Genomic DNA, 26,553 nt, shown 5'->3' on the forward strand with positions numbered 1-26,553 from the left:
GTTTCCGAATGCCCACGACAATCTATCTCGATGCCACAGCCGGCGAGACCGAACTTCGTAAGGCGCTGACAACTGTCGCAAACGGCGGGGGCACAGTTGTCCTTGCGAAGGATGCCGACATTACCGTCAGCAAAACGATTTACATGTCGGTCGGAGCAGACGACGTTACGATCGATCTCAACGGCGGCACACTGCACCAAGCTACAGGCTCCGAAAGGGTTCTGGGTGTGTTCGGTGCTGAGGCACCGCTGCAGACTGTCACGCTCGGATCTGACTCGATGAACAATGCAACGGTTACCTACGCGTCCCTGCCGCAGAACCTTGCGGTCGGCAGTTGGGTAAAGGTGACCGCGGACGACAACCTGCCAGGAGACCATATCGACCCGGGCGATGCAGGCCAGACCACCAAGCTCGGCCAGGCCGCCAAGGTGATTGCCATTGATGGCAACACCGTCACTCTGGAGGGTCCGCTGGTCGAGCAGAACCTCTACGCGACGAATGTCCGCGCCACGGTCTATGCCGAGGGCCAGTTCACGATCAAGAACGGCACGATCGATGGCGCAGCCGGCGAATACAGCGCTGCGACTGCTGATCTTCTTCATCTACGCAATCTTGTTGATGCCGTCGTGGAAAATGTGACTGTGAAAGACGGCGGCTTTGGCGTCAACGTCGTCAACAACGTCAATGCTACGTTGACTGACATCACGGCCACCAATCTCTACTGCGGCATTCATACAGGTTCATCGCTTGGCACCGAGATCGATGGCCTTTTTGCCGAGCATGTCGGCCAGGGCGTTGTAGTCCAGGGTATAGGAACGGCTCTGAACGCCTCAAGCGCGGCGAGCTATGGCGCGGAGATCGGTTTCCTCGCCAAAAATTCGGTCGTCTACGATGGGGCGAACTCGGCGTATGATTTCCATTCCGAAAGCCGAAACGGGGTTTACACGGACGATCTCTCCTTCAATTCCAGAATGTTCGGAGATTTTCGCGGCATAGGAAACGCCTTCACAAACAGCGGAAGCGCCGGGGACGCCTACGGCATACAGTTCTATGAATACGGCGACGGAGATGGTCGCAATTCGCTTGTCGACAACCTCGTACTGCGTGAAATCAAGAACTACGCGTTCATGATATCCAATTCGCCTGAGGGGAACATCGTCCAGAACAGCACCTTCGAGAGCTATCTGGAAGGATACAATATCCCGGAATCGATGGTTAAATTTATTAACACGCTGATTCTGACTAAGGTGGTGCCCGGCGACGATACGCTGGTCGGCACGGCGGCGGCAGACAAACTTCTCGGCGGCCTCGGTGCCGACAATCTGTCCGGCGGCGGCGGTGATGATTATCTGTGGGGCGGCGACAAGGCTGATGTTTTGACCGGTGGTGCCGGACATGACCGCTTTGCCTATCATGCGCTGAGTGAAGGCGGCGATATCATCAGCGACTTTCAAGTTGGCGGTAATGGCGATGTTATCGATGTTTCGGTGCTCGCCGCCCGACTGGGCTGGGGCAGCGGAAGCGACCTTATTGCAGACGGCCATATCCGCGTCATCCAGAGTGGGACATCTGCCGTCGTGCAGGCCAATGATGGCCAAGGCTGGTCGACGCTGGCCACGCTCCAGAATGCAAGTGCGTCGGGCTTCGATACGCGCAATCTCCAGACGGCACTTTCGGCGACGACACAATGGAACGCTGGCGATCCTTCGGCGTCGTTACCGGCTCCAACGCCACACACGGGAACGGATAAAGCTGACAGCTTTGCCGCGGCCAAGGGTGCCGATCTCTATTATGGTTCTGCGGGTGATGACAGCTATGTCTTTAATGACGCGCGAGATCACGTCACGGGAGAGCTGGCAGATGGCGGCAAGGACACGATATGGTCAAGCGTCAGCGTAGACCTTCGCAACGAATCCTTCGTCGAAAACTTGCGGCTCAGCGGAACCGCCGAAATCGACGGAATCGGCAACGCTCTTTCCAACCTGATCACCGGTAACGCGCAAAGCAACACTGTTGCCGGCGCCGGGGGAAACGACTCTCTTTATGGCAGTGGCGGAGCTGATACCTTCTATTTCTCCGAAATGGGTGCCTCCAACAAAGATTCGATCTGGGATTTCAGCGATGACGACAAGGTAGCCCTGTCACAGTCAATATTTGCAGGCCTCGATGCAAACGGTGACCACGTCCTCGATCCCTCCGCGTTTCTGGTCGTCGGCAAAGTGGGAGCGTTGGCGACGGGCGCGGGGCCGCAGATAATCTATAATTCGGCAAGCGGTATCGTATCCTATGATGCAGATGGATCGGGTGAAAAAGCTGCACAGGACATAGCCTTTATCGGAGCCAACAAAGCGTTCTTCAGCTATGATGACGTGCTTCTGACTTATTGACGGAAATCGCTTGTTCGGTCAGGCGCTGGGTTCTGCGGCTGATAGCCGCGGCGGTCGCTGTAGATGGCTTGGCCATAACAACCGGTCCGTCTCATGGGATTTCTTAGCGAAAAGGTCCGCAGTAACGGTTTTTTAGCTCTTTCGGGTTCACTCGAAGCTAGCAGAATAGTGGCCGACGAGAGTATCGGCGTTAACTTACGGAGCAATTTTGCCAGACTGTCTATTTATTTCACCGTAATTTCTGTGGCATGAGATGTAACCCGTAACGTCGGATCGTGTGTCTTCAGGGGCGTTCTGAAGTCGAGTGAGAGTAAATCGCCTACCGGGTCTCGGAAGGCGCTATTTTAGAGGGTGTCGAAGGTTGAATAATCTTGTAGCCGGCTTCATGCGACAGCCGAAGAAGGATACAGAGGCCGAAGCCTTTTCGCGTTGCAAAAGCGCGCTGGTGGCAGTTGCGCTGGCAAGTGCGCTCGTCAACATCCTTTATCTCACGGGCTCGTTCTTCATGCTGCAGGTTTACGACCGGGTTATTCCCAGCCGAAGCATCCCCTCCTTGGTCGCCCTGTCGCTGCTGGCACTGCTTCTCTATATATTCCAGGGCGCCTTTGAGGTGATGCGCAGCCGCATGCTCATCCGTATCTCCGGCGTCTTCGACGAAGTGCTGAGCGGACGTGTTTTCAGGGCGGTGATGAAAGCCCCCGTTAAAACCAAGGTCGAAGGGGACGGATTGCAGATGCTCCGGGATTTCGACCAGGTCCGCGGCTTCCTCTCGAGTTCGGGCCCGGCGGCCTTCCTGGATCTGCCGTGGATGCCGCTCTACATCGCCATTTGCTTTATGTTTCATCCGATCATCGGCATCATTGCCATCGGCGGCGCGCTTGTTTTGATCGCACTGACGTTCTTGACACATAGAAGCGCTCAGGCGTCTTCGAAGCAGGCGACCGAACTTGGCAACAGGCGCAACAGCTTTCTCCAGTTTGCCCAGAGAAATGCCGAGGTCGTTCACGCGATGGGAATGAGCAAGGATCTGGCAGAAAGGTGGCTGCACCAGAACAGTACTTATCGAATGACTTCGCGAGCGGCTTCAGATACGGGCAATGTCTATTCCACCATCTCCAAGATTTTCCGCGCGGTGCTGCAATCTGCAGTCCTTGCGACCGGTGCGGTTCTGGTCATTGAAAATCAGGCATCCGGCGGCATCATCATCGCCTCATCGATCCTGACATCCAGGTCACTTGCGCCGGTGGAACAGGCAATCGCCAATTGGCGTGGCTTCGTTGCGGCCCAACAGGCCTGGCGCCGGCTCAAGGATGCTTTCCGTGAGTTGCCGGAGAAAGAGAGCCCGTTGAAATTGCGCGCGCCTTACCGCCAGTTAACCGTCGAGCAGCTCGTCAGCGGACCGCCGGGCAAACAGGAAATTACCATCGCCGGCGTCAGCTTCTCGGTCAATGCCGGCAGCGCGGTGGGGGTGATCGGCCCCAGCGCCTCCGGCAAGTCATCGCTTGCGCGCGCCGTGACCGGCATCTGGCCGTCCTATCGCGGCTCCGTCCGCCTCGACGGCGCCACGCTGGACCAGTGGGATGACGGCGATCTCGGCGCCCATATCGGCTATCTCCCACAGGATATCGAGCTTTTCTCCGGGACGGTTGCCGAGAACATCTCGCGCTTTCAACATGCGCCTGAGCCAGCTGCGGTGATTGCGGCTGCCGAAATCGCCGGCGTCCATGAAATGATCCTGCGATTTCCGAAAGGTTATGAAACCCAGATCGGTCCAGGCGGCTCGATGCTCTCTGCCGGTCAGCGACAGCGCATCGCGCTAGCGCGGGCTCTTTACAAAGACCCGTTCCTTGTCGTTCTCGACGAGCCGAATTCCAATCTCGACAGAGAGGGCGAGGCGGCGCTTGCTGAAGCCATCCTTGCCGTACGCCGGCGAGGGGGCATCGTCTTCATCGTCGCGCATCGGCCGAGCGCGCTGGAAGGCTGTGATCTCGTGCTGATGATGAATGACGGGAAGCTCGCGGCATTCGGACCCAAGGATGAAGTGCTCGCTCGAATCTTGCGCCGCGATATCAAGCCGATCCACGCGGAACGATCGCCGACGCTCAAGGTCGTCGGCGACACGCAGGAGCAGTAAACCGTGGCGATGTTACAATCTCAACACTCACTCCGGCGCCATGCCGTGATGGTTGTCGCAATGGCAATCGTGCTTGTGGGAAGCATTGGCGGCTGGGCAGCCACGACGACGCTTTCGAACGCGGTCGTCGGTGACGCGACTGTCATCATCGACGACAACGTCAAGAAGATTCAACATCTGGTCGGCGGTATCGTTTCGGAGATCTCCGTCAGCGAAGGTGAGCACGTCCAAGCCGGTGATATTTTGTTGCGACTGGACGGGACGTCGGTAAAGGCCAACCTCGGCATCATCAACAGCAGCCTTGCCCAGCTCTATGTTCGTCGAAGCCGGCTACAGGCAGAGCGTCTTGGCGCTCCCAATTTTTCGTTGGATGAACTGAAAGCAAAGGGCGTCGATCTGGAAGCGAACAAGCTGCTGATCGACGGTGAAATGCAGCTCTTCAAGACGCGCCAGTCTTCGATGGTGGGGCGTAAGAAGCAGCTTGAAGAGAAAACGGCGCAACTCGCCGAAGAGATCAAGGGCGACACCATACAGTTACAGGCGATCGATGATGCGACAGCGCTCGTTGACGAAGAGCTGGCAGCGACCGAAGAGCTTTATGCCAGAAAGCTCGTTACGATGCAGAAGATCAATAGCCTGAAACGTGAGAAGGCCGATCTTGATGGCAATCGTGGTGGCCGGGTTGCTGCTCGTGCGCAGGCCGAAGGTAAGATCGCAGAAATAAAGCTGCAGATACTGCAGCTCGATGCTGATCAAAGTGCCGACAATTCCAAGGATCTGACGGATGTCGAAGCCAAGATCGCAGAGATGGAGGAGCGGCGGATTGCAGCTCTCGATCAACTCCAGCGATTGGATGTGAAGGCGCCGCTGACAGGCAGAGTCTATCAGCTTTCAATCCATACGGTTGGTGGTGTCGTTAATCCGGGTGAACCGCTCATGCTGCTGGCACCTGACAATCGCGCGCTGACGGTGGAAGGCAAGATCGCGACGCGCAATATCGATCAGGTGCATGTCGACCAGGACGTGGATGTTCGATTTACTGCTTTCGACCAACGGACCACGCCTGAAGTTCAGGGCAAGGTTCTTTCGGTATCTCCAGATGTCGTTACTGACGAACGCACGGGCGCAAAATTCTACCCTGTGCGTATCAAGCCGGAACCGGAAAGCCTCGCGAAACTGCAGGGCATGGCCCTCTATCCTGGCATGCCGGCCGAGATTTTCATCAAAGTCGCTGACCGCTCGGTCATATCCTATCTGACCAAGCCGTTGACAGACCAAATGAACCACACGTTCCGCGAGGAATAGCCGTCGCCGAGCTTGAAGGCTGATCGGCTCCAACTCGGGACAACGCTTCTAAGATTACGAATATAAATGGAAGGAAACACCCCGCCTGAGCGGCTTTTCCGGCCACGCGCAAGCGGGCAATAAAAAAGCCGCATGACGGTTGCTCATGCGGCTCTTCTTTGTGTTTATAAAAGAAGGCTCAGGCCTGACGCTTTACCTTCTTGTAGGCCGCGATCAGGTTGGGGATCTGGTAAGGCCACGCAAGGCTGCTTGCGACGCGCTGCCTGCCGATAGCACCCATCCGCGCTCGCTCGTCGGGGTTCTCAAGGAGAGCGACGATTTTCTCTGCAAAATCCTTCGCATCGTTGGCCTTTGCATAAAGCGAAGCCTCTTCGGCGCTGCGCCTGCCTTCCGTAACGTCGAACTGAACGATCGGCTTGCCGAGCGCCATATACTCGATGATCTTGTTCATCGTCGACTTATCGTTCATCGGGTTGACGCGATCGGGATTGACGCAGACATCAGCCGTTGAAAGCACTTCGAGAAGGTCGTGGTCGGAGACGCGCCCCGTGAAGGTTACGCATTCCGAAAGGCCCATCCTTTCCGCATCGGCCGCAAGGCCCTTGGCGCTCGGACCGCCTCCGACGAGAACGAACTGAATGTCATCGCGGCCCATATGGTTCTTAATGTATGCGACTGCGTCCAGAAGGATATCGACGCCTTCCTGGGCACCCATAACGCCAACATAACCAACCAGGTATTTCCGGCCCTTCTTAAGCGACGGATTGGGCTCGACGGCGACGAAACGAGAAAGATCGGGACCACTCCTGACTACGTAGATGTCGTCGGCTTTCTTGCCTCCGCGTACCTGAGCGATCTCCCGGTAGCTTTCGTTAGTCGAGATGACCACACGCGCGCTTTTGAAGGTGATCCATTCGAAGCAGCACATCAGCCGCCAGAAAAAGCCACGCTTTTCATACTTGGCTTCGTAGAGTTCCGGATTGATGTCGTGATGGTCGAAAATATAGGGAACGCCAAAAAGCCGGAACTGCAGAGCAACCAGGAAAATCAGATCCGGCGGGTTGCAGCCATGAACCGTGTCGAAGCCGTGACGGAAGAAAATCTTCCAGGCGAGGACAGTTTCCCAAAAGAGGGCAACACCATATTCCAGCAGGTAGCCCAGCGCGCCGCTTGCGTCGAGCGGCAGCGGGTGCCGGTAAACGTGAATACCTTCGATGCATTCGTAGCGTTCCGTGAAGCCCTTTCCTGTCGGGCAGATGACGCAAACCTGTGCACCGGCGGCCGTCAAAGTCCGGGCTTCCTGCCAGACGCGACGATCGAAGGGAACCGGCAGGTTCTCCACGATGATCAGCACTTTCCGCCCTTTCAGGGGTAAAGCGCTGACGTTTGCTGCGTCATCAAGGGCTGTATCGAACGTTTCTTGAATTGCCATCGATTGCCTACTCTTGGTAACTCTTAAAGAGTCGGCCTCCGAAGAGGCCGACGATGTCTTCTTTTGTTTTAGTGCAAAGTATTTGTATCAACCGTCTTTGCGGCTTTCACGTCTATCTTTGCCAAACTGCCATTTGTATCGATCACCAGATCGTATTCGATGCTCTCTGCGTCTTCCTTGGAAACCATGATCTCGGAGATGGACGGAAGATGTGAGAAGGCATAGCCCATATTTTGACCCAGCAATTGCGTCGGTTTGACGGCTGGATCATAAATGCTGAGCTTGTAGCCGGCCGTGATCAACTTGTGCGCAAGGTTAAGCTGGGGACTTTCGCGAAGATCGTCGCTCTCCGCCTTGAAGGCCAGCCCGAGCATGAGGATATTCGCCTTCGGAGCAATATCGCGCGTAACGTAGTCGAAGATGAAGCGCTTATGGGCTTCGTTCGAACGCAGCAATGAATCGACCAGGTGATTGAAGGCGCCTACCTCCTCCGAGATATGGGCCAGTGCTCTGACATCCTTCGGAAGGCAGGAGCCGCCGAACGGACCGCCGGGACGCATGTAGTAGGGCGAGATGTTCAGCTTGGTATCCGAGACGAATATCTTGTGCACGGTCTGCGGGTCGATATCGAGCTGAACGCACACACGCCCAATTTCGTTTGCAAACGCAACCTTGACGGCGTGCCAGGTGTTGTCGACGAATTTGGTAAATTCGGCTTCGCGGTAACCAGTGACGAACATCGGCGCGTCGATGTTCTTGTAGAGCTCGGTCATGCGCTCCGAGGGCTGGCCGTTGTGGGTGCCAACAACGATCTTCGGCGGATTGAAGTAATCCTTGATCGCAACGGATTCACGCAGGAATTCCGGATTATAGACAATTTCTACCGCCTTGGCGAAGTCCTTGCCGAGATGCGCCCTGAAGATCGGCGCGATCAGCCCGTCGATGGATCCCGGCCGGATCGTGCTGCGGAAAACGACCGTCAGCGGTTTTTCGCGAGAGGCATCCACGCTAAGGGCGATCTGGCGCGAGACCTCTGCGATGAATGTCATATTGTGTGAACCGTCAGCTGCGCTAGGCGTGCCAACGCAGACGATCGCAAGGTCGCATTCCGAGAGTAATTTGCCTACCTGCGAGACAACCGTCAGGCGATTGTCAGCCAGACCCATCGCCAGCAGATCGTCAAGTCCCGGCTCGTAGATTGGAGAATGGCCGGAAAGGATGAGTTTTACCTTGTCTTCGTGAGGTTCCACGCCGACGATCGAATGACCTTCTTTGAGCAGGCATCCGGCACCTGTGAGGCCGACATAGCCAAGGCCAAAGATTGCAATTTTCATTCGCGCGCTCCTGCTGTTTGTGACTTTGCGGCGATATTCGAAAATTTACATCGATTACGCAACCGCAAAAAAATGAACGTTTCGCCGATGATCAATTTCAATCATGTTTGTATAGGGCATATGACATTTTCGAAATAGCCGCCATGGGATTTTTTTCGGAAAACCTGGAATCGCTATGCTCATCAATGCTAAAATTCGTTTTCTTTCAATGAGATGGAATGCTCCTTTTCGTTGAGTTGATTTAAATTTTACACGCCTACCTTACCGCTGCGGAGATTTTCGCACGTATCGGGTTCGGTTGCCGAGGCATTTTGCAGCGCAGCAAACAGGGCTCTCCAGACCTCCGTGGAGATAACCGAGCGAGTCGGAAAAAAAGTGGCCTACGCGGTAAAGACCCAAAAAAGGCCGCATGGGAAACAGACGTCTTGAAAGCAACCTTAGGCTATGTGCGAACAGCGCCCCTCGGGCGGGGTTAAGCTCAAGCCAAGCCGTCGACCGAAGGAATTGAGCTTGGCTTGGAAGGAGGCCGGATCAGCGGTAATCGCTCGCGAAAAGTGCGCCCGAAGTCTCATTTACAATTGCCACTTCTTTGACGTCTTGCCTTTGCCTGCCCTCGATTGCCTGCAATTGCAGCAGCGGAACCCTCTCATTCTGCTGGATAGCGCGACGCCTATTTTCTGAAGTGGAAGAAGGCGGAGATCATCCGTACATTAGTATATATTTGTATTTCGTCTAGCTTATACATGGTCTCACCGGAAAACGCCCGCCTAATCGCGAGAACCTTCTTATATGACACTATCATGAAAGTATTTCGCCAGCATCGATGGCATTAAAGGCCGTATCCGAGCCTGCTACTTTAACGGGAGAATGTGCGTTAAGTATATTCTTCCTAACAGGAATTTAGCTCTTCATCAGGGTTTACAATATATTAAATATCCCATAATCAATCGGCGAAAGCGAGTAGCGCTTCAATATAAACTAGTTGTTTTTGTTTCAAAGGGAGAATTGTAATGGTCTACGTTCTGGGCTCCAATTCAGACGACACTCTCAAGGGTTCTGCAGCAGCCGATGAGATTCGTGGCCGAGATGGCTCCGACGTAATTTATTCTGGCAATGGTGGTGACAAGATACTCGGCGGTGACGGTGACGATTTCATCACCAGTGGCAGTGGCTGGGATCACGTCTACGGCGGATCCGGCGACGATGCCATCAATTCTGGGCAGGGCGACGACGTTGTTTACAGCGGCGACGGCAATGACATCGTTGTCTCGGGCGACGGAAACGACATCGTTTTCGGCGGCACCGGTGCCGACAAGCTCTATGGCGGCGCAGGCGATGACTACCTGAGCGGCGGCGACGACAACGACATCGTCCGCGGTGGAATCGGCGATGACCGTATCAACGGAGATGCTGGCGACGACCGTGTTTACGGCGATGAAGGCAATGACATTGTCCACGGCGGCGCCGGTAATGACTATGTCTATGGTGGCGCTGGCAACGACAAGGTGCTTGGCGATGACGGCAATGACTTCGTTTACGGCGGCGATGGCGATGACGGCGTCTACGGTGGTGCCGGCAACGATTTCCTATTTGGCGGATCGGGGAACAACTACCTGGTCGGCGGCTCAGGCCACGATACCTTCGTTTTCGAAAACGGCCAGGATCGCATTGCCGACTTCACCGTGGGTGAGGATAAGCTAAAGTTCGGCGCCTTTGGCGTCAGCCAGTATAATTATAACTTCATCCATGATCATATGGCGCAAGTCGGTGCAAATACGGTCATCACCCTTGATCCCGATCATGTGATAACGCTGGAAAACGTTAACATGGCGGACCTTCATTCTTCCGACTTCCTGTTTGCATAACTCCTGATTGGCACTTCGTGCCAGTTTGTCTGATTGTGCTCAAACTCCTCCGCGAATCTCGTTGATATTTGTGGAAGCAGTATTTGTGGAGAGGGCGTATCCCCAGGATGCGCCCTTTTTTCTTGTGTCACGAGGCGGCTGTTGTCAGTCTTGGTGGCCTCTTACCAGCGGGGACTGTTGCAGCAGGTTTCGTCGGTGGCATGGACATGGCGTGCGCCGTAACAACCCTAATATCCGGCAGGAGCGTCTCCAGCCATCACGCTGACATATATTTTTTTTAAAATGGGGCTGGCGTTCTGGCGTAGAAGGCCCTGTTCCGAACTCCTTGACGGCATAGAGCAAACAATGGAGGATCACGGGAGATGTCAGCACTGGAAGCCCGTTAGGAACGATCCACCAGATGTCTCGACTTCGCTGCAGGATTCAGGACGCATCACGTTGGTATTCGTCGGGGCAGGAAAACAGCATTTTCCGGCACACTGGCTTGCGGGTGTTCGCGCCAGGTCGGAAGCCGGTTTTCAGATCCATTAGGACAGGTCGTGATTCGCTGGGATTTAGGCTCGCGGTTAAAGTGGAAGCGGTGAATGGCATTTAGAGTAACCTATGTAGCGTCGTTGATATTGTTGGTGTTCAATATCGGTGGAGCACTGCACTTCTCAGGCAGCAATGCGGTTGAAAAGACCTCCTTCTTAATGGCCGCTTTCGCGATTCTTTTCCGGAAAGGGGCCGATAAGAGCATTATATTCCTTCTTGTCGGAGAGATATTTCTCGTTTTTATTCTTGCCGCCGCGACCCCTTATAGGGGCTTCAGTTGGTCGATCTTTTTTGCCTCTCTCAATCAAATCATAATTTTGTTTGCGCTGCTGGCAGGCAAAACCGGTTTTCGGGACCAACAAGCGGTTTGGAAGGCGACGGCATATCTGCCTCTCTTATGCGCACTCCTGGGGTTTGCCTATCACTTCACGGGCATGAAGCCGATGACGGCGGTCGAGTTTGCGACGGGTCTCAACCGGTATTTGGGCTCCTTGTCCGCGGCCGCTTTCACATCGGCGTTGGGAATGTGCGGCGTCTTCGCGGCGGTGCAGCTCGTCCTGTCGGGTCGTAAAGCTTACGCGATACTGGTTATCGTCGATCTGCTGGTTTTGCTTGCTGCTGGCGGCAGAGCGACCCTGGCTGTCTGTGTCGTAGTGACAGGGGCTTCAGTTCTCATCCAGCGAGGGATCGCCATTACGACCAAATTGTCGTTGATTGTTTTAGGCTCGGTAGGCGGGCTCGCTGTAATGGCGATTTTTTGGAAGAGTTTCGCGACCCGGCTTGCTCAAAGTGGCGATAACGGTCGATTTATCATGTGGGACTATCTGCGGACCGTCATTGCCGAATTTCCCTATACAGGCATTGGCTTCGGACACCAGTTCTTCATAACGCCTCATGAAGTCGAGATTCTCACCGGTTCTGCTGCTGCCCATAATGATTACATTCGGCTGTCGGTCGAGCTTGGCACTCCCGGCATGATCATTTTTTACGTGCTGCTTACTGCTGCAGTTCTCAAAGCCAGCTTCCGGGGCCGGCGCCCAAACGTCGTCGCGATCTTGGCTTATGCAGGCTTCCTGTTTTTGTCCAACTCCGACAATGCTCTCTCGTCACCGCTGGAGTTTCCTCTCATATTCTTGGCATTGCTTTCAACGCACGAGAAACCTTATCCGCGAAGGCTCGTCCAGACTCGAAGTTTGCCGCAAATGCAGAGAGGTAGTCGTCCTGCCGCAGCGGTTTCGCAAGGGGGGTGACGCGGTCGGTCGTGATCGTGCCAATGCGCTTCCTCGCATCCAAGAGATCACGTGTTGCTGGCAAACCACCCCTTGGACGATCATGCACAACGGCATGCGAGGAAGATCTCCTAGCCGTGAATGCCGCCGTGCCACTCCTACCGCGACAATGGACTCGCAAACTTGGGACTCGCAAACCTGCACCTTCCTGACAGGAGAGGGTTTTTCGCCTCCCGTCTCGCAGAGGTTTCCGGTCCTCGGTCACAGAAATGTCGAGCTTGCGGTGATCACTCGTGCGGCGATTAGCCAAGGTAGAAGGTGTTTTGCTGTGAATTTGCAATCATATCTTACGTCGATCACTCGCCGCCGCTTTTTGACTGGAACATTGGCGGCAACCGGCGCCTATCTCGTTGGAAATTCTCACGCATTGGCGTCATCCTCATCGCGTCCATTACCGCCCCTGCCGCTCAAGACAGGCGCGAAGGTGATGGCGATAGGTCACAGCTTCGTCGCCAATAGTGGTTACACGGTAATCTATCCTGGAAGCCCGACGCCGCGTATCGATACGGTCACGGCGAACTGGCTCGGGACCATCGGCCCGCTTCGCAACATAGACAACCGGTTCAATCTCGATTGCTGGTATGATCCCAAAGTTCCGACTGCCGCCGCTCCGACTGCAAGGCTCGCCGGGGCGATATCGGGTCGTGGCGGGGAGCATATGCCGCAGACTTTGGCGCGACTACCGTGGTGCCTGGAGCGGCAGCCGGACATCGTCCTCCTGGATATTGCAACCAATGATATTGCCAGCGATAAACTCACTCTGGAGAAGGCTGTCGAGCGTTATGAAGCCTTGTTGAAGCCGCTTCGGGAGGCAGGAATCTGGGTTGTCTGCCTGTTGCCTGTGGATAGAATTGGCAAGACAAAAGGGACTTGGGCGGCGGAAGATGCTCGGCACACGCTTAACAGCGGCCTTACCGAGTATCTGGTTTCGATTGGCAGCCGCGAAGGTGTCAGGGTCGTGGACGATCGCGACGTGCTCGCCAAAGCAATTCAGCAAGGTATCGCTATCACCGAAGACGGCGTTCACCTGAATACCGATGGACAGTGGCTGCGCTATTCCGTGCTGCTTCCGATATTGCGCGATATGGTAATGGAAGGCGACTTCTATAGCCGAGATGTGAAGTTGGCCAACCTCTCGCCTCTTGGCGGTTTTTCGGGAGGTGCCGGCAAGCGGTCGGGTGTGACGGGCGCTGTCGCCGATGGCCTTGTGGCAAGACGCGGCAGCGGTCAGAACGACACGATCATCGGGTCAAAGGAGCCTTTAGCCGACGGCGTCGAGAGGCAGGTATTTACGATCACCCCGGCCGATAATGCCAATGATTCTCGTGTATGTACTTTGACGCTATCTTGGGCGGATATGGATTTTGAGAAACTCGGTCTCGTTGAAGGGGATTGGGTCGAGGCAGGGTTGGATTACGAGTTGTCAGCGAGCAATAGCTGGCTCGGGCTTGAGTTTAGCCTCGAGGCGAACAGCCGTCCCGCGACATGCCGTTATTCAGCGGTCGGCGGCATGGTCGTGCGTCTCAACACCACGCAAGACGGGCCACGATTGACGACGCCGTTGTCCGGACGGGCAACCATACCGCGGTTTAAATTGCTTGGAACTGATGATGTCGCAGCTCCGGCGGATTATTTCCGGACCTCACTGCGGCCAATTCGCCTCCACTGGAACAAGAATGCGACAGAGACGCTCGTCGCGAAATTCTCTCCATTCATCATCCGTAAAAGCACAGATCCTCGCCCTGCCTGGAATCTGTGACGTTATCGGTCTTGCGGTGCTGCAGGTATGAGATAGTGCCCAGTCGTGCAAGGCCCTCTTGCGCCGGGCAGTGTGACGATGTCGCAGGTTGCCGTCAGTCCGCTTCGAGAAACCGCTACCCTCTCGTTTTCGTTACCGTCTGGATAGGGGCTCAGGATGGAACCCTTTGAAGCCAGGTTTTTCGAAACGAAGTAGCGGATCTCACCTTTTCTCTGGTTTTTTGCCGATGGCAAAATAGCCGAATCCATGTTTCGTCACTTCGCTGACGGGATATATGTTCCTGAGATCAACGATAGTCGGACTTTTCATAACCGTCTTCAGGCGCTTGAGGTCAAGTGCGCGGAACTCATCCCATTCGGTGACGATTACGATCGCGTCGGCATTCGCGGCGATCTCGTAAGGATCGTTGCCGTAGGTGACGGGGCCGAGCATATCTTTCGCCGCTTCCATGCCCTCAGGATCGTAGGCGTGAACCGTTGCACCGCCATCCAGCAGAGCCTGGATGATGGTGATCGACGGCGCATCGCGCATGTCGTCGGTATTCGGCTTGAAGGTGAGGCCGAGGACGGCAATCTTCTTGCCACGCACATCGCCATCGCAGGCAGCGATAACCTTGCGGCCCATCGCACGCTTGCGATTGTCGTTAATCGCAACGGTCGTCTCGATCAGGCGTACCGGACTATCGAAATCCTGCGCGGTCTTGACGAGAGCGAGCGTATCCTTCGGGAAGCATGAGCCGCCGTAACCGGGTCCCGCATGCAGGAACTTGTCACCGATGCGCCTATCCATGCCGATACCCTTGGCGACCTTCTGGACGTCGGCGCCGATTTTTTCGGAGAGGTCAGCGATCTCATTGATGAAGGTGATCTTCATTGCCAGAAAGGCGTTTGCAGCATATTTGATGAGTTCAGAGGTACGGCGTTCGCAGAAATAGAGCGGCGCTTCATTGAGGTAAAGCGGGCGGTAGACCTCGCGCATGACCTCGATAGCACGCGCATCCTCAGTACCGATCACGATACGGTCGGGACGCTTGAAGTCGGTGATAGCTGCGCCTTCGCGCAGGAACTCCGGATTGGAGACGACCTCAATATCCTTTTGCGGAAATTCTTCTCGGAAGATCCGTTCGATTTCGTCTCCGGTACCGACGGGTACGGTGGATTTTGTCACGACGACCGTGAAGCCTCTGACAGCGGCGGCGATCTCTCGCGCCGCTGCATAGACATAGCTCAAGTCCGCGTGGCCGTCTCCACGGCGGGACGGCGTGCCGACAGCGATGAAGACCACGTCGGCTTCACCGACGGAAGGGGCGAGATTTTTGGAGAAATCGAGGCGGCCAGCGCTGCGATTCTGCTGGATAATGGCTTCGAGGCCAGGCTCGTAAATCGGCACTTCGCCGGCTTCAAGAGCATTGATCTTGGCTTCAGATTTGTCGACGCAGGTTACATGGTGGCCGAAATCTGCAAAGCAGGCACCGGAAACGAGGCCAACATAACCCGAACCAATCATCACAATGCGCATGGCGTAACCTTCATTCAACAAAAAGTGGTCCGACTATAAAGGCGGACCACTATCCGTTACAGGGGCGGAGAACCAAGTTCAAGACCGCCCAAAAGCTTAGGTTCAGGTTCTGCCGAACTCGTCGACGATACGGATGATATCGTCTTCGCCAAGGTAGGAACCGGTCTGAACCTCAATGAGTTCCAACAGAATCTTGCCGGGATTTGCGAGGCGATGGACCTCACCGAGCGGGATATAGACCGACTCGTTTTCGCGCAACATCTGCACATTGTCGCCGATCGTGACTTCCGCCGTTCCCTTCACGACGATCCAGTGCTCGGAGCGGTGATGGTGCTTCTGTAGCGATAGCTTCTTGCCAGGCGTTACGAAGATACGCTTCACCTGAAAACGATCGCCGTTGAAGATCGAGGTATAGCCGCCCCACGGACGGTAGGACGTGGGATGCGTCTCCGTCAGCTTCGACGTCTTCTTGTGGCCGGCAAGGAGCTTGACCAGCTTGCCGACTTCCTGGCTTTCCTTCAAGGGTCCTACATAAACAGCATCCTCGCTGGCAATGACGGCGACGTCGTCCATTCCCTGAACAGCGAGATGAACGCCGTGGGTCATGACGAGCGAGTTGCGGGTGTTTACAACAGTCGTATTGGCGGCAGCAATATTACCGTTTTCATCCTGGATCCCGGTTTTCCACACGGCATCCCAGCTGCCCATGTCCGACCACTTGAAGGCCGATGGAACAACTGCAGCCTTCGACGTCTTCTCCATGATGGCGTAATCGATGGAAATATCGGGGCTTGTGGCGAACTGTTCTGCGTCCAGGCGTGTGAAGTCCAGATCTCGCGTCGCCCTTGAAAGAGCCTTGGTGGCCGCCGTCAGCACATCTGGTGCGTAGTCTTGCATTTCAGAAAGCAGTTCGGCGACGGGGAACATGAAGATACCTGAGTTCCAGTAGAACCCGCCGCGGGCCAGCATTTCTTCCGCCTTTTCACGAACAGGCTTTTCAACGAAACGCTTGACCTCATGCGCGCCGCTCGGCAGCTGCTTTCCGACCTCTATATATCCATAGCCAGTGGCCGGCTCCGTTGGCGTGATGCCAAAGGTGACAAGCTTACCCTTGGCCGCCGCATCGCGCGCCGTGCGGATGGCGTCGAAATAGGCTTCGTCTGCAAGGATCTCGTGGTCGGAGGCCAGCATTTGAATGATGGCTTCTTTGCCAAAATGCTCGGAGGTCAGGCTTGCAGCCGCTGCCACTGCCGCGGCGGTGTTGCGAGCAACCGGCTCTAGCAATACCGCGGCGAGGGGAATATCGAGTTCGCGAGCCTGTTCCGCAACGAGGAAGCGAAAGTCCTCATTCGTCACGACGACGGGGGCTTCGTAAAGCGCCGGATCGGAAACGCGAACCAGGGTTTCCTGAAACAGCGTCTTGTCCCCGACGAACTGGATGAACTGTTTCGGCGCAGTTGCGCGCGAGAGCGGCCAAAGTCGCGTGCCCTTGCCGCCAGCCATGATCACGGGGACGATTTTCTGTGTCATAGGATACTCTTCCTTGAAATGAACGGACAGGTTGTCGCATGCTTACGGGGCTTCTGCCCAGTGCTTAATTCGGGTCAATCCCATATTCAGGAGTTCTAAGGCGGCTGCCTCTCCTCCGGCTTCCACGTAGCAGCGCATTTCCGGCGCATTGCCTGACGGACGAAAATGAATGATACGGCCATCGCGTAACGTCACGCGCAAGCCATCAATATCGCTTTTCGAACCGACCTCGCCGATGGGCTGCAGGAATTGCGCGAGATTAGCATCGGATTCACGCAGGTATGCCATCAACGCTGCGCTGGTTTCGACCGGGAAATTCTCAAGGCGGTCGGCCGCGGCAACGGGCAGTTTATAGGAGGCCGCGACAATCGAAAGCGGCTGCTTGCGGGTTGCGGCGAGCAAAAGCGTTGCCAGCATCGGCAAGAAGCAATCGCGCGTAGGCAGTGCCCGGACACTGCTGCCGTTGATATCGAAGGACGTTGCCGTCAAAAGCCCGCCATTCGCCTCGAAACCCATTACGAGATTCTTGCCGGCGGCGACGGCCTCTTCCATTCCGGCGATGACGAAGGGAGAGCCGACGCGGGTGCGAACGACTTTGAAAGATCCCGCGGCTTCAATTCCGGAATTGGAGGTGACTGGCGTGACGACAGTACCGGCGCCAAGGAAATTCGCTGATATCAGCCCCAAAAGATCTCCGCGCAACGGCGTTCCGGTTTCGTCGGCAACCAGGGGACGATCGCCATCGCCATCTGTGGAGACAATCGCATCAAGGCTGTGGGTTGAGCTCCAGCCTTGCAGGAGGGCGATCGTTTCCTCGGAAACCGCCTCCGTATCAACTGGAATGAAAGTCTCGGATCGACCGAGCGCGACAGTCTCGGCGCCGTAGTGGGCGAGGATATCGACCATCAGGTCACGGGCAACCGTGCTGTGTTGATAAATGCCGATCTTCATGCCGGCAAGCGCGTCCGATGGCAGGAGGGCGGCATTGCGTTCAAAGAAGAGCTGCAGGCATTGCGCCGAGTGGTCCTCCACGGGGGCGGCCTCGCTGACAACGACTTCGCCGGAAGTTTCGATTGCGGTTGCAAACCGGGTAATCGCGGCTTCGTCCGCCTTGTCGATCTCGCCGTCCGGACGATAGAACTTGATGCCGTTGCGGTCCGCCGGGATATGCGAACCCGTGATCATCAGGCAGGCAGCCTTTCTTTCCAGGCCGTAGAGCGCAAGGGCTGGTGTCGGGACGGTGCCGCAGTCGAGAATTTTGAAGCCGAGGCTTGCGAGGGCGCCTGCGCAGTTACCGGCAATCTCCGGGCTGGACTCCCGGAAATCGCGGCCGATCAGGATGACGTCACCCTGTGCGGCTTTGTTGCTCTGCAGCAAATATTTGCCGAAAGCCATGGCATAAAGCGCCGATGCCCGTCCCGTGAGATCCACCGAAAGACCACGAAGGCCGCTTGTTCCAAACTTCATGCGAAGCACCCCGCGCTGTGAACCACCAATTTCTACTGTGCTGATTTGCTTGGGTAAACAGCAAAATTAAGGCAGAGTTAAAACGGCAGATGGGCATTAGGGAAGTATTGCCATCATTTGCGCATCGTTGCCAGCCCTTTTGGTAACGGCGGAGAATTTCCGATTTATGACAGCTCCGAGCGTTCTTCGCATCTGCGAGATGACAAGGCATGGCATTGCGATTACCGCGTATTGTGGCTTTGCATATTTTTGTTAGAACGGTTTTCTTGCAGGGGCTTATCGATCCGGGAGGTTTGCGTCGTGAACGACACGTCAGTCACTCTTGAAGAGAGCTGGAAGACAGCTCTCGCCGGCGAGTTCGCAAGTCCATACATGCAGCAGCTCAAGATCTTTCTCGTGGAACAGAAGCAGCTTGGACGGCGAATTTTTCCAAAGGGCGGCGAGTATTTTCGTGCCCTGGATCTGACGCCGCTTGCGAAAGTGAAGGTCGTGATTCTCGGGCAGGATCCCTATCACGGCGTCGGCCAGGCTCACGGGCTTTGCTTCAGTGTTCGCCCCGGCGTGCGTATTCCGCCTTCGCTCGTCAACATCTATAAGGAGATGGAGACCGATCTCGGTATTTCGCCGGCGCGCCACGGTTTCCTGGAACATTGGGCAAAGCAGGGTGTGCTTCTGCTCAACAGCGTGCTGACGGTGGAGGAATCGCAAGCCGCTTCGCATCAGGGCAAGGGCTGGGAGCGATTCACCGATGCCGTCATCCGCAAGGTGAATGACGAATGCGAGGCTGTCGTTTTCATGCTCTGGGGCTCTTATGCTCAAAAGAAGGCGGCTTTCGTTGATGCACGGCGACATCTGGTGCTGAAGGCGCCGCATCCGTCGCCGCTTTCGGCCCATAACGGTTTTTTCGGATCCCGGCATTTTTCCAAGGCGAATGCGTTCCTGCAGACGCACGGCCGCGCCCCCATCGACTGGCAGCTCCCTGCCAGTCCGTGAACGCTTGCGTGTTGTTGTTCACAAAATGAAGACAATGCGTGCCGTCTTGTCGGGCTATGACCTACGGCGCAAAAGGCTCATCTAAGACCTATCGAAAGCCCGCCCGACGCGGGCAGAAAGGGTCTAAAATGCTTGATCAGATCAAGGGTCTGCACCACGTCACATCAATGGCGGAGGACGCCCGAACCAACAATCAATTCTTCACCAATGCGCTGGGCCTGCGCCGCGTCAAGAAAACAGTCAATTTCGACGCTCCGGACGTCTATCACCTCTATTATGGTGACGAAACCGGTTCCCCCGGCACGATCATGACCTACTTCCCATTCCCGAAGATGGCGCAGGGGCGTCCGGGAACCGGCGAAGTCGGCACCACGGTATACTCGGTTCCCGAGGGGTCGCTCGGTTTCTGGAGTGACCGGCTGGCGAGGCTCAATGTCACCGGCCTGAAGACGGAAGAATCGTTTGGCGAAAAGCGCCTGAATTTTGCCGGTCCGGATGGCGACGGCTTCGCGCTCGTCGAGGTCAAGGACGATACCCGCGCTCCCTGGACGCATGGGGGTGTCACCGAGGATCATGCTATCCGCGGCTTCCACTCCGTCGCGATGCGGCTGAGGGATGATGGCGCTACGGCCGAACTTTTGAGGTTCATGGGCTATGACGTCCAGGAGGAGCAGGATGGCGTGAAGCGTTTCATCATTCCCGGTGGCAATGGTGCCCATCTGGTCGATCTTGAAACCATGCCCAATATCGCCCGCGCGCTTCCCGGCGCCGGCTCTGTCCACCATGTCGCCTTCGCCGTCGAGAACCGCGAAAAGCAGCTTGAAGTGCGCAAGGCGCTCATGGATACCGGCTATCAGGTGACCCCAGTCATCGACCGCGATTATTTCTGGGCGATCTATTTCCGCACGCCAGGCGGCGTGTTGTTCGAGATCGCTACCAATGAGCCTGGTTTCGACCGTGACGAGGATACGGCCCATCTCGGCGAGGCATTGAAGCTGCCACAGCAGCATGCTCATCTGCGCGCCCTCATCGAGCAGCATCTGCAGCCCCTCGAAGGCTAAACGGAGTTAGAAAAATGACCGATAATGGTTATGTGCACCGGCTGCATTCCGGTGCATCCGGCAAACCTATCCTCTTCGTACTTCACGGAACGGGTGGCGACGAAAACCAGTTCTTCGATTTCGGCAGGCGATTGCTGCCGGAGGCGACGATCGTGTCGCCGCGTGGCGATGTCTTCGAATATGGGGCAGCCCGCTTTTTCAAGCGCACCGGTGAAGGGGTCTATGATATGGCCGACCTTGCGCGGGCGACCGAAAAGATGAGTGGGTATGTCCAAGATCTGGCGTCTGCACAGGGCGCATCCAGAATCCTCGGGCTCGGATTTTCGAACGGCGCCAACATTCTGGCGAATGTACTTATCGAGAAAGGCTTGCTCGATGCGGCAGCTCTGCTCCATCCGCTCATTCCTTTCCGGCCACGCGCAAATCCCGATCTGAGCGGCCGCAGGATATTGATCACGGCAGGCCAGCGTGATCCGATCTCGCCCGTCGCCTTGACTGAAGCGCTTTCGACCTATTTCGAGGGTCAGAAGGCGCAAGTGCAGACGGAATGGCATTCGGGAGGACATGACATCCGCCCGAATGAGATCGAGGCAATCAGCGGGTTCTTCTCGGAATGGATGTGACAAAAAATTATGCGGCGAATTTCGCCGCATAATTCAGTTCAGATTTCGCTGAAAAGCGCTACTACGCCTCGTGGTAATAGGCGGAATAGCGATTGTAATAGTACTCGCCGGAACCGTAGGTGCGATAGAGCTTCAGTTTTTCCGTGTCGACCTTGTTCAGCACGACGCCAATGCACTTTTGCATGAGTTCCGGCTGAACTGCGAAGGTCGTGCGGACGACGCGACGTGAGGTACGGCCCCATTCGATGACGGCGAGCGAGGCGTCGAGCATCGGGCTGATCGCACGGGCATCGACGACCGGGCCAACCGGCGGCAGGTCGAGAACGATATAGTCGAAATGTGCTTTCAGTTCTTCCAGCATGTTTGCCATGATGGATGAAGAGAGCAGATCAGAGGAATGGGGCACGCGACGCTTGACCACAGCCGGCAGGAAGGCAAGCCTTGTCTTGCTATCGAGAAGCAGCAGATCCTTGAGCGGCTTTCCTTCCAGCAACGCCTCCAGAATGCCCTGTTCGGCATGCCGACCGATGGCGCGTGTTGCTCCTGGATTGCGAAGGTCGGCGTCGATCAGCAGGGTGCGAGCGCCCTGCATCGCGAGGAGCTGAGCAAGGTTAATCGCGATAGTGGACTTACCTTCACCCGGAAGACAGGAGATGACACCGATGACTTTGCTGCGGGCGCTCGGGTTTTCCATGTCGACAGCGATTTTCGCACTGCGCATTGTTTCCGCGAAAGCCGACAGCGGGTGGTTGACCACGTAATTGGTAACGCCGTTGCCGGTCTGCACGCCGCGGGTCGATTCTACTTCGCTGGCGCCGCTCGCGGCTTCCTTCGCGTCGATGGCCGGTACATGGCCGATATATTCCAGCGACAGGACATCCCGAACCTGATCGCCTGTTCTGAAGAAGCGGTCGCGGAATTCGCGGTAGGCTCCGATGCCGCCGCCGACGAGTGAGCCAAGTACCAGGGCAAGAGCAAGCACCAGGGGTTTTTTCGGCGCGCTGGCGGATGTCGGTACCTGGGGTTTGGTAATGACGCGCGCTTCCGTGATTGGGAAGGTCTGCTGTTGGGTTGCCTCCTGGAAGCGAGCAAGGAAAGTTTGATAAAGATTCCGATAGGTATCGGCGGTGCGCTCGAGTTCGCGCAACTGCACTTGCGTTTCGCCGGCGGTGGCCGATACGCTGCTTGCTTGCGTGACACTTGCCTGAAGGGCCTTCTCGCGGGTTTGCGCGACCTGGAGCTCGCTTTGATAGCTTTCCGCGATACGATTAAGTTCTTCGAACATCAGCCGTTGATATTCGGCCATTTCGCTCCGCAAACGAACCGCTTGAATGTGATCTGGCCCCAGACGTGCAGATATCTCAGCCTCGATCTTCGATGCTTCGAGATATTTTTTTCGCAGGTCGTTGGAAATCGAATTATCAAGAACATCGGTTACGATTGCATCCGTGCGCTTGTTGTCGATGATCGATTTGACGCGGTCGTATTTTGCTTGCGCCTTTGCCGTTTCGGCTTGTGCCGAGATAAGCTGGGTCGTCAGCTCTGAAAGCTGCTGGTCGCTGAGAAGCTGGAATTGGCCACCGCTGGCAAGCAGCCCGTGTGCGGTGCGGAATTTCTGGACCGCAAGATCGGAGTCGAGCGCCTTTTGTCGCAACTCGTCTATTCGTTCCTGGAGCCAATCGCTGGCGCGCCGTGTCGCCTCATATTTCGAGTTCAGCTTATCCACGAGGTAAGCATCAGCAATTGAGCCGGCAATCTTGGCGGCCAGATCCGGCGAGGTCGAGGTGTAACTCACCGAGAGAGCATAGGTGCGGCCAACCCGATCAACATCCATATTGTCGGTGAGCTTTTGAGCCGCATCACGCCGTTTGGAGTCGATATCATCGGCATCGACGTCGTCGCTTGCAAACCAGCTGCGGAATTTAAGCAATGAACGAAGCATGGCAATCGGCGAGTTGTCCGGCGAGGAAAACTCAGGGTCATCCAGCAGCTTCAACTTGTCGATAACGGCGGAGCTGATTGAATCAGATTTGAAAAGCTCCACTTCGCTTAACACCGACGAGTCATCCTCTACAGGAACGCCGGCGTTGGAAAGTTGGCTCAGGAGTTCGCTGTTGCCACGGTCGATAAGCACGCTTGCTGAAGCAGTATATTTGGGAACCGCGGTAACAATATAGATAATTCCCAGGACGATAAATAGAAACGCGGAGAGCGCGACCGGACGCCATTGGCGTGCCGCAATCGCAATCAACTTTTCGACATCAATAGTGCTCCCCGATTCAGAGTGCTCCCACTCCTCGTTCGTGTGTTCCGTGACCTTATCTGGTGAAAGCAATCCGGAGCCTCCGTTGAGTTGAGTCATATCGGTGAAAGGTCTTGTAGGTGCGCCTATCAAACGCTTCCAGGAAGCCAATCGAAAGTGGGCGCACGCTACATGAAGGGATAGCGTCAATCAATATTTAAGCTCAACCAGGACAAAGTGCTCCGACTGCAATACCGTCAATCCGCTCCAACGCCGAGTTTGCACCGCGATGATTTTTAGTGATTATCCTAGCTTGCTGCAACGTCGCTGTGACACCTCAACGTGTTCGAATTTTGTTGGAAGGATGTAACTTTCTCTGGCCGGCATGCACATAGTATCTTCATGTAGTGAACGGCGATTGTGGACCGCTTTACCAAGAAAAATAATGTAAATCATGACAAAAAGAAAATATCTCTAGGTTTGTCCTGGATTGCGTCTTGAGAACTGCGACTGGTGTTCGTGGACTTGCGAACGTGAAGTGCCTGCGAACTCCACGGACAGAGAGGATCTTTATTGCGCGCGCGACAAGTCCAACTGAGGCTCATAAATATAAGGACATGAGGATCAAAAATAGCATGCCAAGTTCACACGCGAAGCGCCACCAAAGCTCTATAAAGCCAACTCTATTTGGGGTGTTTGAGAAGCTTACGGGAAAAAGAACGCCTCTTCTGGCGGTTCGCGGCCAACCTCGGCAAAGGCTCCATTTCGACGCGGCTGATTTCTCTGCCATCTATGCTATCGGCGACATACATGGCTGCTACAGCAAACTTCTCGAAGCAGAACGGAAGATATTCGAGGACTTCTCAAGGTGCACAGGCACCGCTTTGATAGTCATGCTCGGAGATTATGTAGACCGTGGTTCATCCTCCAAGGACGTTGTTGAGCATCTCTGTAAACCAACCCCAGAAAATATTAAACAGGTTACGTTGTGCGGCAATCACGACGATGCATTTCTACGATTGCTCGAGGAGCCGGGCCTGTTCCCGAGCTGGTATCGCTTTGCCGGCATGGAAACGCTCAAGTCATACGGGATCGATGTCACCTATTTGCTGAAGCACGGCAGCAAGAGAGCGATAGAGCGTGCAATCAGCGATGCCATTCCAGCTCATCATAAAAAACTATTGGCTGAGATGCCATCAATGGTCACAGTGGGGGACATTGTTTTCGTGCATGCTGGGATCAGGCCTGGCATTGCTCTTTCTGAGCAAAGGGACAGAGATTTATTCTGGATTCGCGAACCCTTTCTGACGCGAGGGCCCGAGTTGCCTTTGCTTGTGGTGCATGGTCATACGCCTGTCGCTCAACCTTTTTTTGGTAATGGTCGTATCGCCATCGATACCGGGGCATTTGCGACCGGTAAGTTGACGGTGCTGCGCATCATGAACCGCCAGGCAATCGTGTTGCGCTGAAGCGGCTGCTTACCTCACGGCAGTTTGTCGAGACTGAAACCGAACCACGTGAGTGAGCCCTTTTTGCTGGCTGGCAATTGCATACCGGCCTGCTTGACATAGGGCAGCAGGGCAGGGCTGATCCTCTTCAATGCGGGCGCTACTCTCCGTGAATCTCCAGCCTTTAAGAGCAGGCCGACATCGCTCTCGACGGTGGTTCGCGCATTTTTGAGCGTTGTTACGTTCAGATGGTTCCAGAAGTAGAGGCGGGCGAGGAGGGCGAGCTCGTCCGCAGGCGCGAGCCGCGCTGACATCGTCATCAGCCGGGCAATTGATTTTGGCTCCTGGGCGATTACGGCACGAACAATCGCAAGCCGGAGCCAGAGATTGCTTTCCGTTGGCATGCAGGAGACGGCGTGGCGCATATACCGCGCGGCGTCGTCTGCAGCCTTGGCCCAGGCCTCGTAGCCGGTGATCTCATCGGCCGTATCCAGCCTATTCAGGACGAGTGTCGTGCCCGCCATAACTATATCGGAACGGCAATAATCCCCGGAGACGATCGTGTCAGTGTCGGCGGCCGTCCTTGCAAGCGTTTCAGGGCTTACCTGTTCAGACTGCTCAAGTCTCGTCGCGACGAGAAAGATATCGGCAAATCGTGCCGATTGCCTGAGATCGGCAAAGGCAAAGGTGAGCAACGTGATGGCAGTCAGAATGAAAAGGAGGGCTAAGGGAGAAGGAATTGGCAGCGCGATCGGGGCCGCGGCTCTTCGCCGCGTTTGTCTGCTTGCATTGACGTGATGAGACATGTCCTACGGGTCCGACCTGCTTCAGGAACGATCGGCTCCACCGCCTGCATGGCTCGTGCGAGATAGGAGCTTTTCTTAAATGAAGGGAAAAGAAGAGAGGCCGAACGGCCCCTCCTGAATGCACTACGCCAATTTGGAAATCGGATTAGATACTGCCGCTGACAGAATTGTTGAGGATAGTCGTAAAATTGCCGCCGCCTGAAGCGCCCGTCTGGAGCGAACCCCCACCCTGGGCAGCGCCGCCACTATTCGCGCCACCCGCCGGTCCGCCCAAACCTGATGCACCAGGACCGCTGATATCACCGCCACCTGCAGGGCCTGCCCCCGCGCCACCGAGTGCTGCAACAGCAGTCTGGCCGGTCAGCGAAGCTTCAAATGCCGTGCGGAAGCTCTCGAGCGCCGGGTTGCTGACGATTGCCGCTGCGACAGCTGCCGCAATCTCGTCGGCGAGATCGGAGTGCAGCGGACGGCAGACGTTGACGGCGCGCCCGAGGCCGGCGCCGATAGCTGCTCTTTGAGCATCCGTTGTTGCTGGGTCGGCTGCCAGCGTCAGCAGCGTTGCCGTCAGGGTTGTCTCGGTTGCTGCGAGAGTGCGAACTGAGCCAGCGAGCAGACCGTCGGATGGATTGCCCACAAGAATGCTTGCCGGAGCGGCTTTGAAGGCGTCCATCTGCAAACTGCTCGCCGCGCCTGGACGCAAAATGCAACTACCTGCAAAAGATGAAGTCGCAAAGCAAAGAGCGCCGAATGCAAAGGCGGCCGTGCCTTTTACTAGATTACTTGTATTTATCATGCCCAGGGCTCTTAAAGATAACGGACTCTGAAA

The 26,553-nt window shown here is 55.8% G+C and carries 18 protein-coding genes; 10 read left to right on the top strand and 8 right to left on the bottom strand.

Features of this window, described 5'->3' with window-relative positions:
• Window positions 1-8: 8 nt before the first annotated feature.
• The 3 genes from FHT92_RS26875 (at window position 9) to FHT92_RS26885 (ending at window position 5,826) form a co-directional block, all read left to right on the top strand.
• Window positions 9-2,387, top strand: coding sequence for a calcium-binding protein (locus tag FHT92_RS26875; protein ID WP_183831011.1), 2,379 nt, complete (start codon window positions 9-11; stop codon window positions 2,385-2,387).
• Window positions 2,388-2,772: 385 nt separating this feature from the next.
• Window positions 2,773-4,521 carry a type I secretion system permease/ATPase gene (locus FHT92_RS26880; protein ID WP_183831170.1) on the top strand — a complete coding sequence of 583 codons (1,749 nt, stop codon included), beginning with the start codon at window positions 2,773-2,775 and terminating at the stop codon, window positions 4,519-4,521.
• Window positions 4,522-4,530: 9 nt separating this feature from the next.
• On the top strand, window positions 4,531-5,826 hold the full coding sequence (locus tag FHT92_RS26885; protein ID WP_183831172.1) for an HlyD family type I secretion periplasmic adaptor subunit: 1,296 nt from the start codon (window positions 4,531-4,533) through the stop codon (window positions 5,824-5,826).
• A gap of 178 nt (window positions 5,827-6,004) precedes the next feature.
• Here the strand turns inward: FHT92_RS26885 and FHT92_RS26890 are convergent, their stop codons facing one another.
• Both FHT92_RS26890 and FHT92_RS26895 read right to left on the bottom strand, forming a co-directional pair.
• A complete protein-coding gene (locus FHT92_RS26890) occupies window positions 6,005-7,258 on the bottom strand; it encodes a glycosyltransferase family 4 protein (protein ID WP_183831012.1) in 1,254 nt (417 codons plus the stop codon).
• Window positions 7,259-7,326: 68 nt separating this feature from the next.
• Window positions 7,327-8,592 carry a nucleotide sugar dehydrogenase gene (locus FHT92_RS26895; protein WP_183742972.1) on the bottom strand — a complete coding sequence of 422 codons (1,266 nt, stop codon included), beginning with the start codon at window positions 8,590-8,592 and terminating at the stop codon, window positions 7,327-7,329.
• Window positions 8,593-9,602: 1,010 nt separating this feature from the next.
• Between FHT92_RS26895 and FHT92_RS26900 the strand changes: the two genes are divergently transcribed.
• The 3 genes from FHT92_RS26900 (at window position 9,603) to FHT92_RS26910 (ending at window position 14,039) form a co-directional block, all read left to right on the top strand.
• On the top strand, window positions 9,603-10,457 hold the full coding sequence (locus tag FHT92_RS26900) for a calcium-binding protein (protein WP_183742973.1): 855 nt from the start codon (window positions 9,603-9,605) through the stop codon (window positions 10,455-10,457).
• A 584-nt stretch (window positions 10,458-11,041) separates the two neighbouring features.
• Window positions 11,042-12,241, top strand: coding sequence for an O-antigen ligase family protein (locus tag FHT92_RS26905; RefSeq protein ID WP_183831013.1), 1,200 nt, complete (start codon window positions 11,042-11,044; stop codon window positions 12,239-12,241).
• Window positions 12,242-12,548: 307 nt separating this feature from the next.
• Complete coding sequence (locus FHT92_RS26910) at window positions 12,549-14,039, top strand: SGNH/GDSL hydrolase family protein (protein WP_183831014.1); 1,491 nt, start codon at window positions 12,549-12,551, stop codon at window positions 14,037-14,039.
• Window positions 14,040-14,240: 201 nt separating this feature from the next.
• On the opposite strand, the gene FHT92_RS26915 is transcribed toward FHT92_RS26910, so the two are convergent.
• From FHT92_RS26915 to FHT92_RS26925, 3 genes are all read right to left on the bottom strand, one after another.
• Window positions 14,241-15,557, bottom strand: coding sequence for a UDP-glucose/GDP-mannose dehydrogenase family protein (locus FHT92_RS26915; protein WP_183831016.1), 1,317 nt, complete (start codon window positions 15,555-15,557; stop codon window positions 14,241-14,243).
• 102 nt (window positions 15,558-15,659) lie between these two features.
• Complete coding sequence (locus FHT92_RS26920) at window positions 15,660-17,087, bottom strand: mannose-1-phosphate guanylyltransferase/mannose-6-phosphate isomerase (protein ID WP_183831018.1); 1,428 nt, start codon at window positions 17,085-17,087, stop codon at window positions 15,660-15,662.
• A 42-nt stretch (window positions 17,088-17,129) separates the two neighbouring features.
• Window positions 17,130-18,554, bottom strand: a complete 1,425-nt coding sequence (locus FHT92_RS26925; protein WP_183831020.1) for a phosphomannomutase — start codon at window positions 18,552-18,554, stop codon at window positions 17,130-17,132.
• Between the two features lie 300 nt (window positions 18,555-18,854).
• Between FHT92_RS26925 and ung the strand changes: the two genes are divergently transcribed.
• The 3 genes from ung (at window position 18,855) to FHT92_RS26940 (ending at window position 21,231) form a co-directional block, all read left to right on the top strand.
• On the top strand, window positions 18,855-19,547 hold the full coding sequence (gene ung / locus FHT92_RS26930) for a uracil-DNA glycosylase (protein WP_183743487.1): 693 nt from the start codon (window positions 18,855-18,857) through the stop codon (window positions 19,545-19,547).
• A gap of 128 nt (window positions 19,548-19,675) precedes the next feature.
• Window positions 19,676-20,608: a VOC family protein gene (locus tag FHT92_RS26935; RefSeq protein ID WP_183831022.1), complete on the top strand. Its 933-nt coding sequence runs from the start codon at window positions 19,676-19,678 to the stop codon at window positions 20,606-20,608.
• Between the two features lie 14 nt (window positions 20,609-20,622).
• Window positions 20,623-21,231 (top strand): alpha/beta hydrolase, encoded by a 609-nt coding sequence (locus FHT92_RS26940; protein ID WP_183831024.1) that lies wholly within the window; start codon window positions 20,623-20,625, stop codon window positions 21,229-21,231.
• A 61-nt stretch (window positions 21,232-21,292) separates the two neighbouring features.
• Here the strand turns inward: FHT92_RS26940 and FHT92_RS26945 are convergent, their stop codons facing one another.
• Entirely contained in the window at window positions 21,293-23,566 is a 2,274-nt protein-coding gene (locus FHT92_RS26945) for a polysaccharide biosynthesis tyrosine autokinase (protein ID WP_281413049.1), read from the bottom strand.
• Between the two features lie 542 nt (window positions 23,567-24,108).
• Between FHT92_RS26945 and FHT92_RS26950 the strand changes: the two genes are divergently transcribed.
• The gene (locus FHT92_RS26950) at window positions 24,109-24,942 is read left to right on the top strand and encodes a metallophosphoesterase family protein (RefSeq protein ID WP_183831026.1); all 834 of its coding nucleotides are present in this window, start codon (window positions 24,109-24,111) and stop codon (window positions 24,940-24,942) included.
• Window positions 24,943-24,956: 14 nt separating this feature from the next.
• Here FHT92_RS26950 and FHT92_RS26955 read toward each other — a convergent pair whose 3' ends face one another.
• On the bottom strand, window positions 24,957-25,727 hold the full coding sequence (locus FHT92_RS26955) for a hypothetical protein (protein ID WP_183831028.1): 771 nt from the start codon (window positions 25,725-25,727) through the stop codon (window positions 24,957-24,959).
• A 145-nt stretch (window positions 25,728-25,872) separates the two neighbouring features.
• Window positions 25,873-26,397 (bottom strand): hypothetical protein, encoded by a 525-nt coding sequence (locus tag FHT92_RS26960; RefSeq protein WP_246735564.1) that lies wholly within the window; start codon window positions 26,395-26,397, stop codon window positions 25,873-25,875.
• Window positions 26,398-26,553 lie beyond the last annotated feature (156 nt).

Origin of the sequence: Rhizobium sp. BK377, assembly GCF_014193935.1 — a bacterium.
Lineage (GTDB): Bacteria > Pseudomonadota > Alphaproteobacteria > Rhizobiales > Rhizobiaceae > Rhizobium.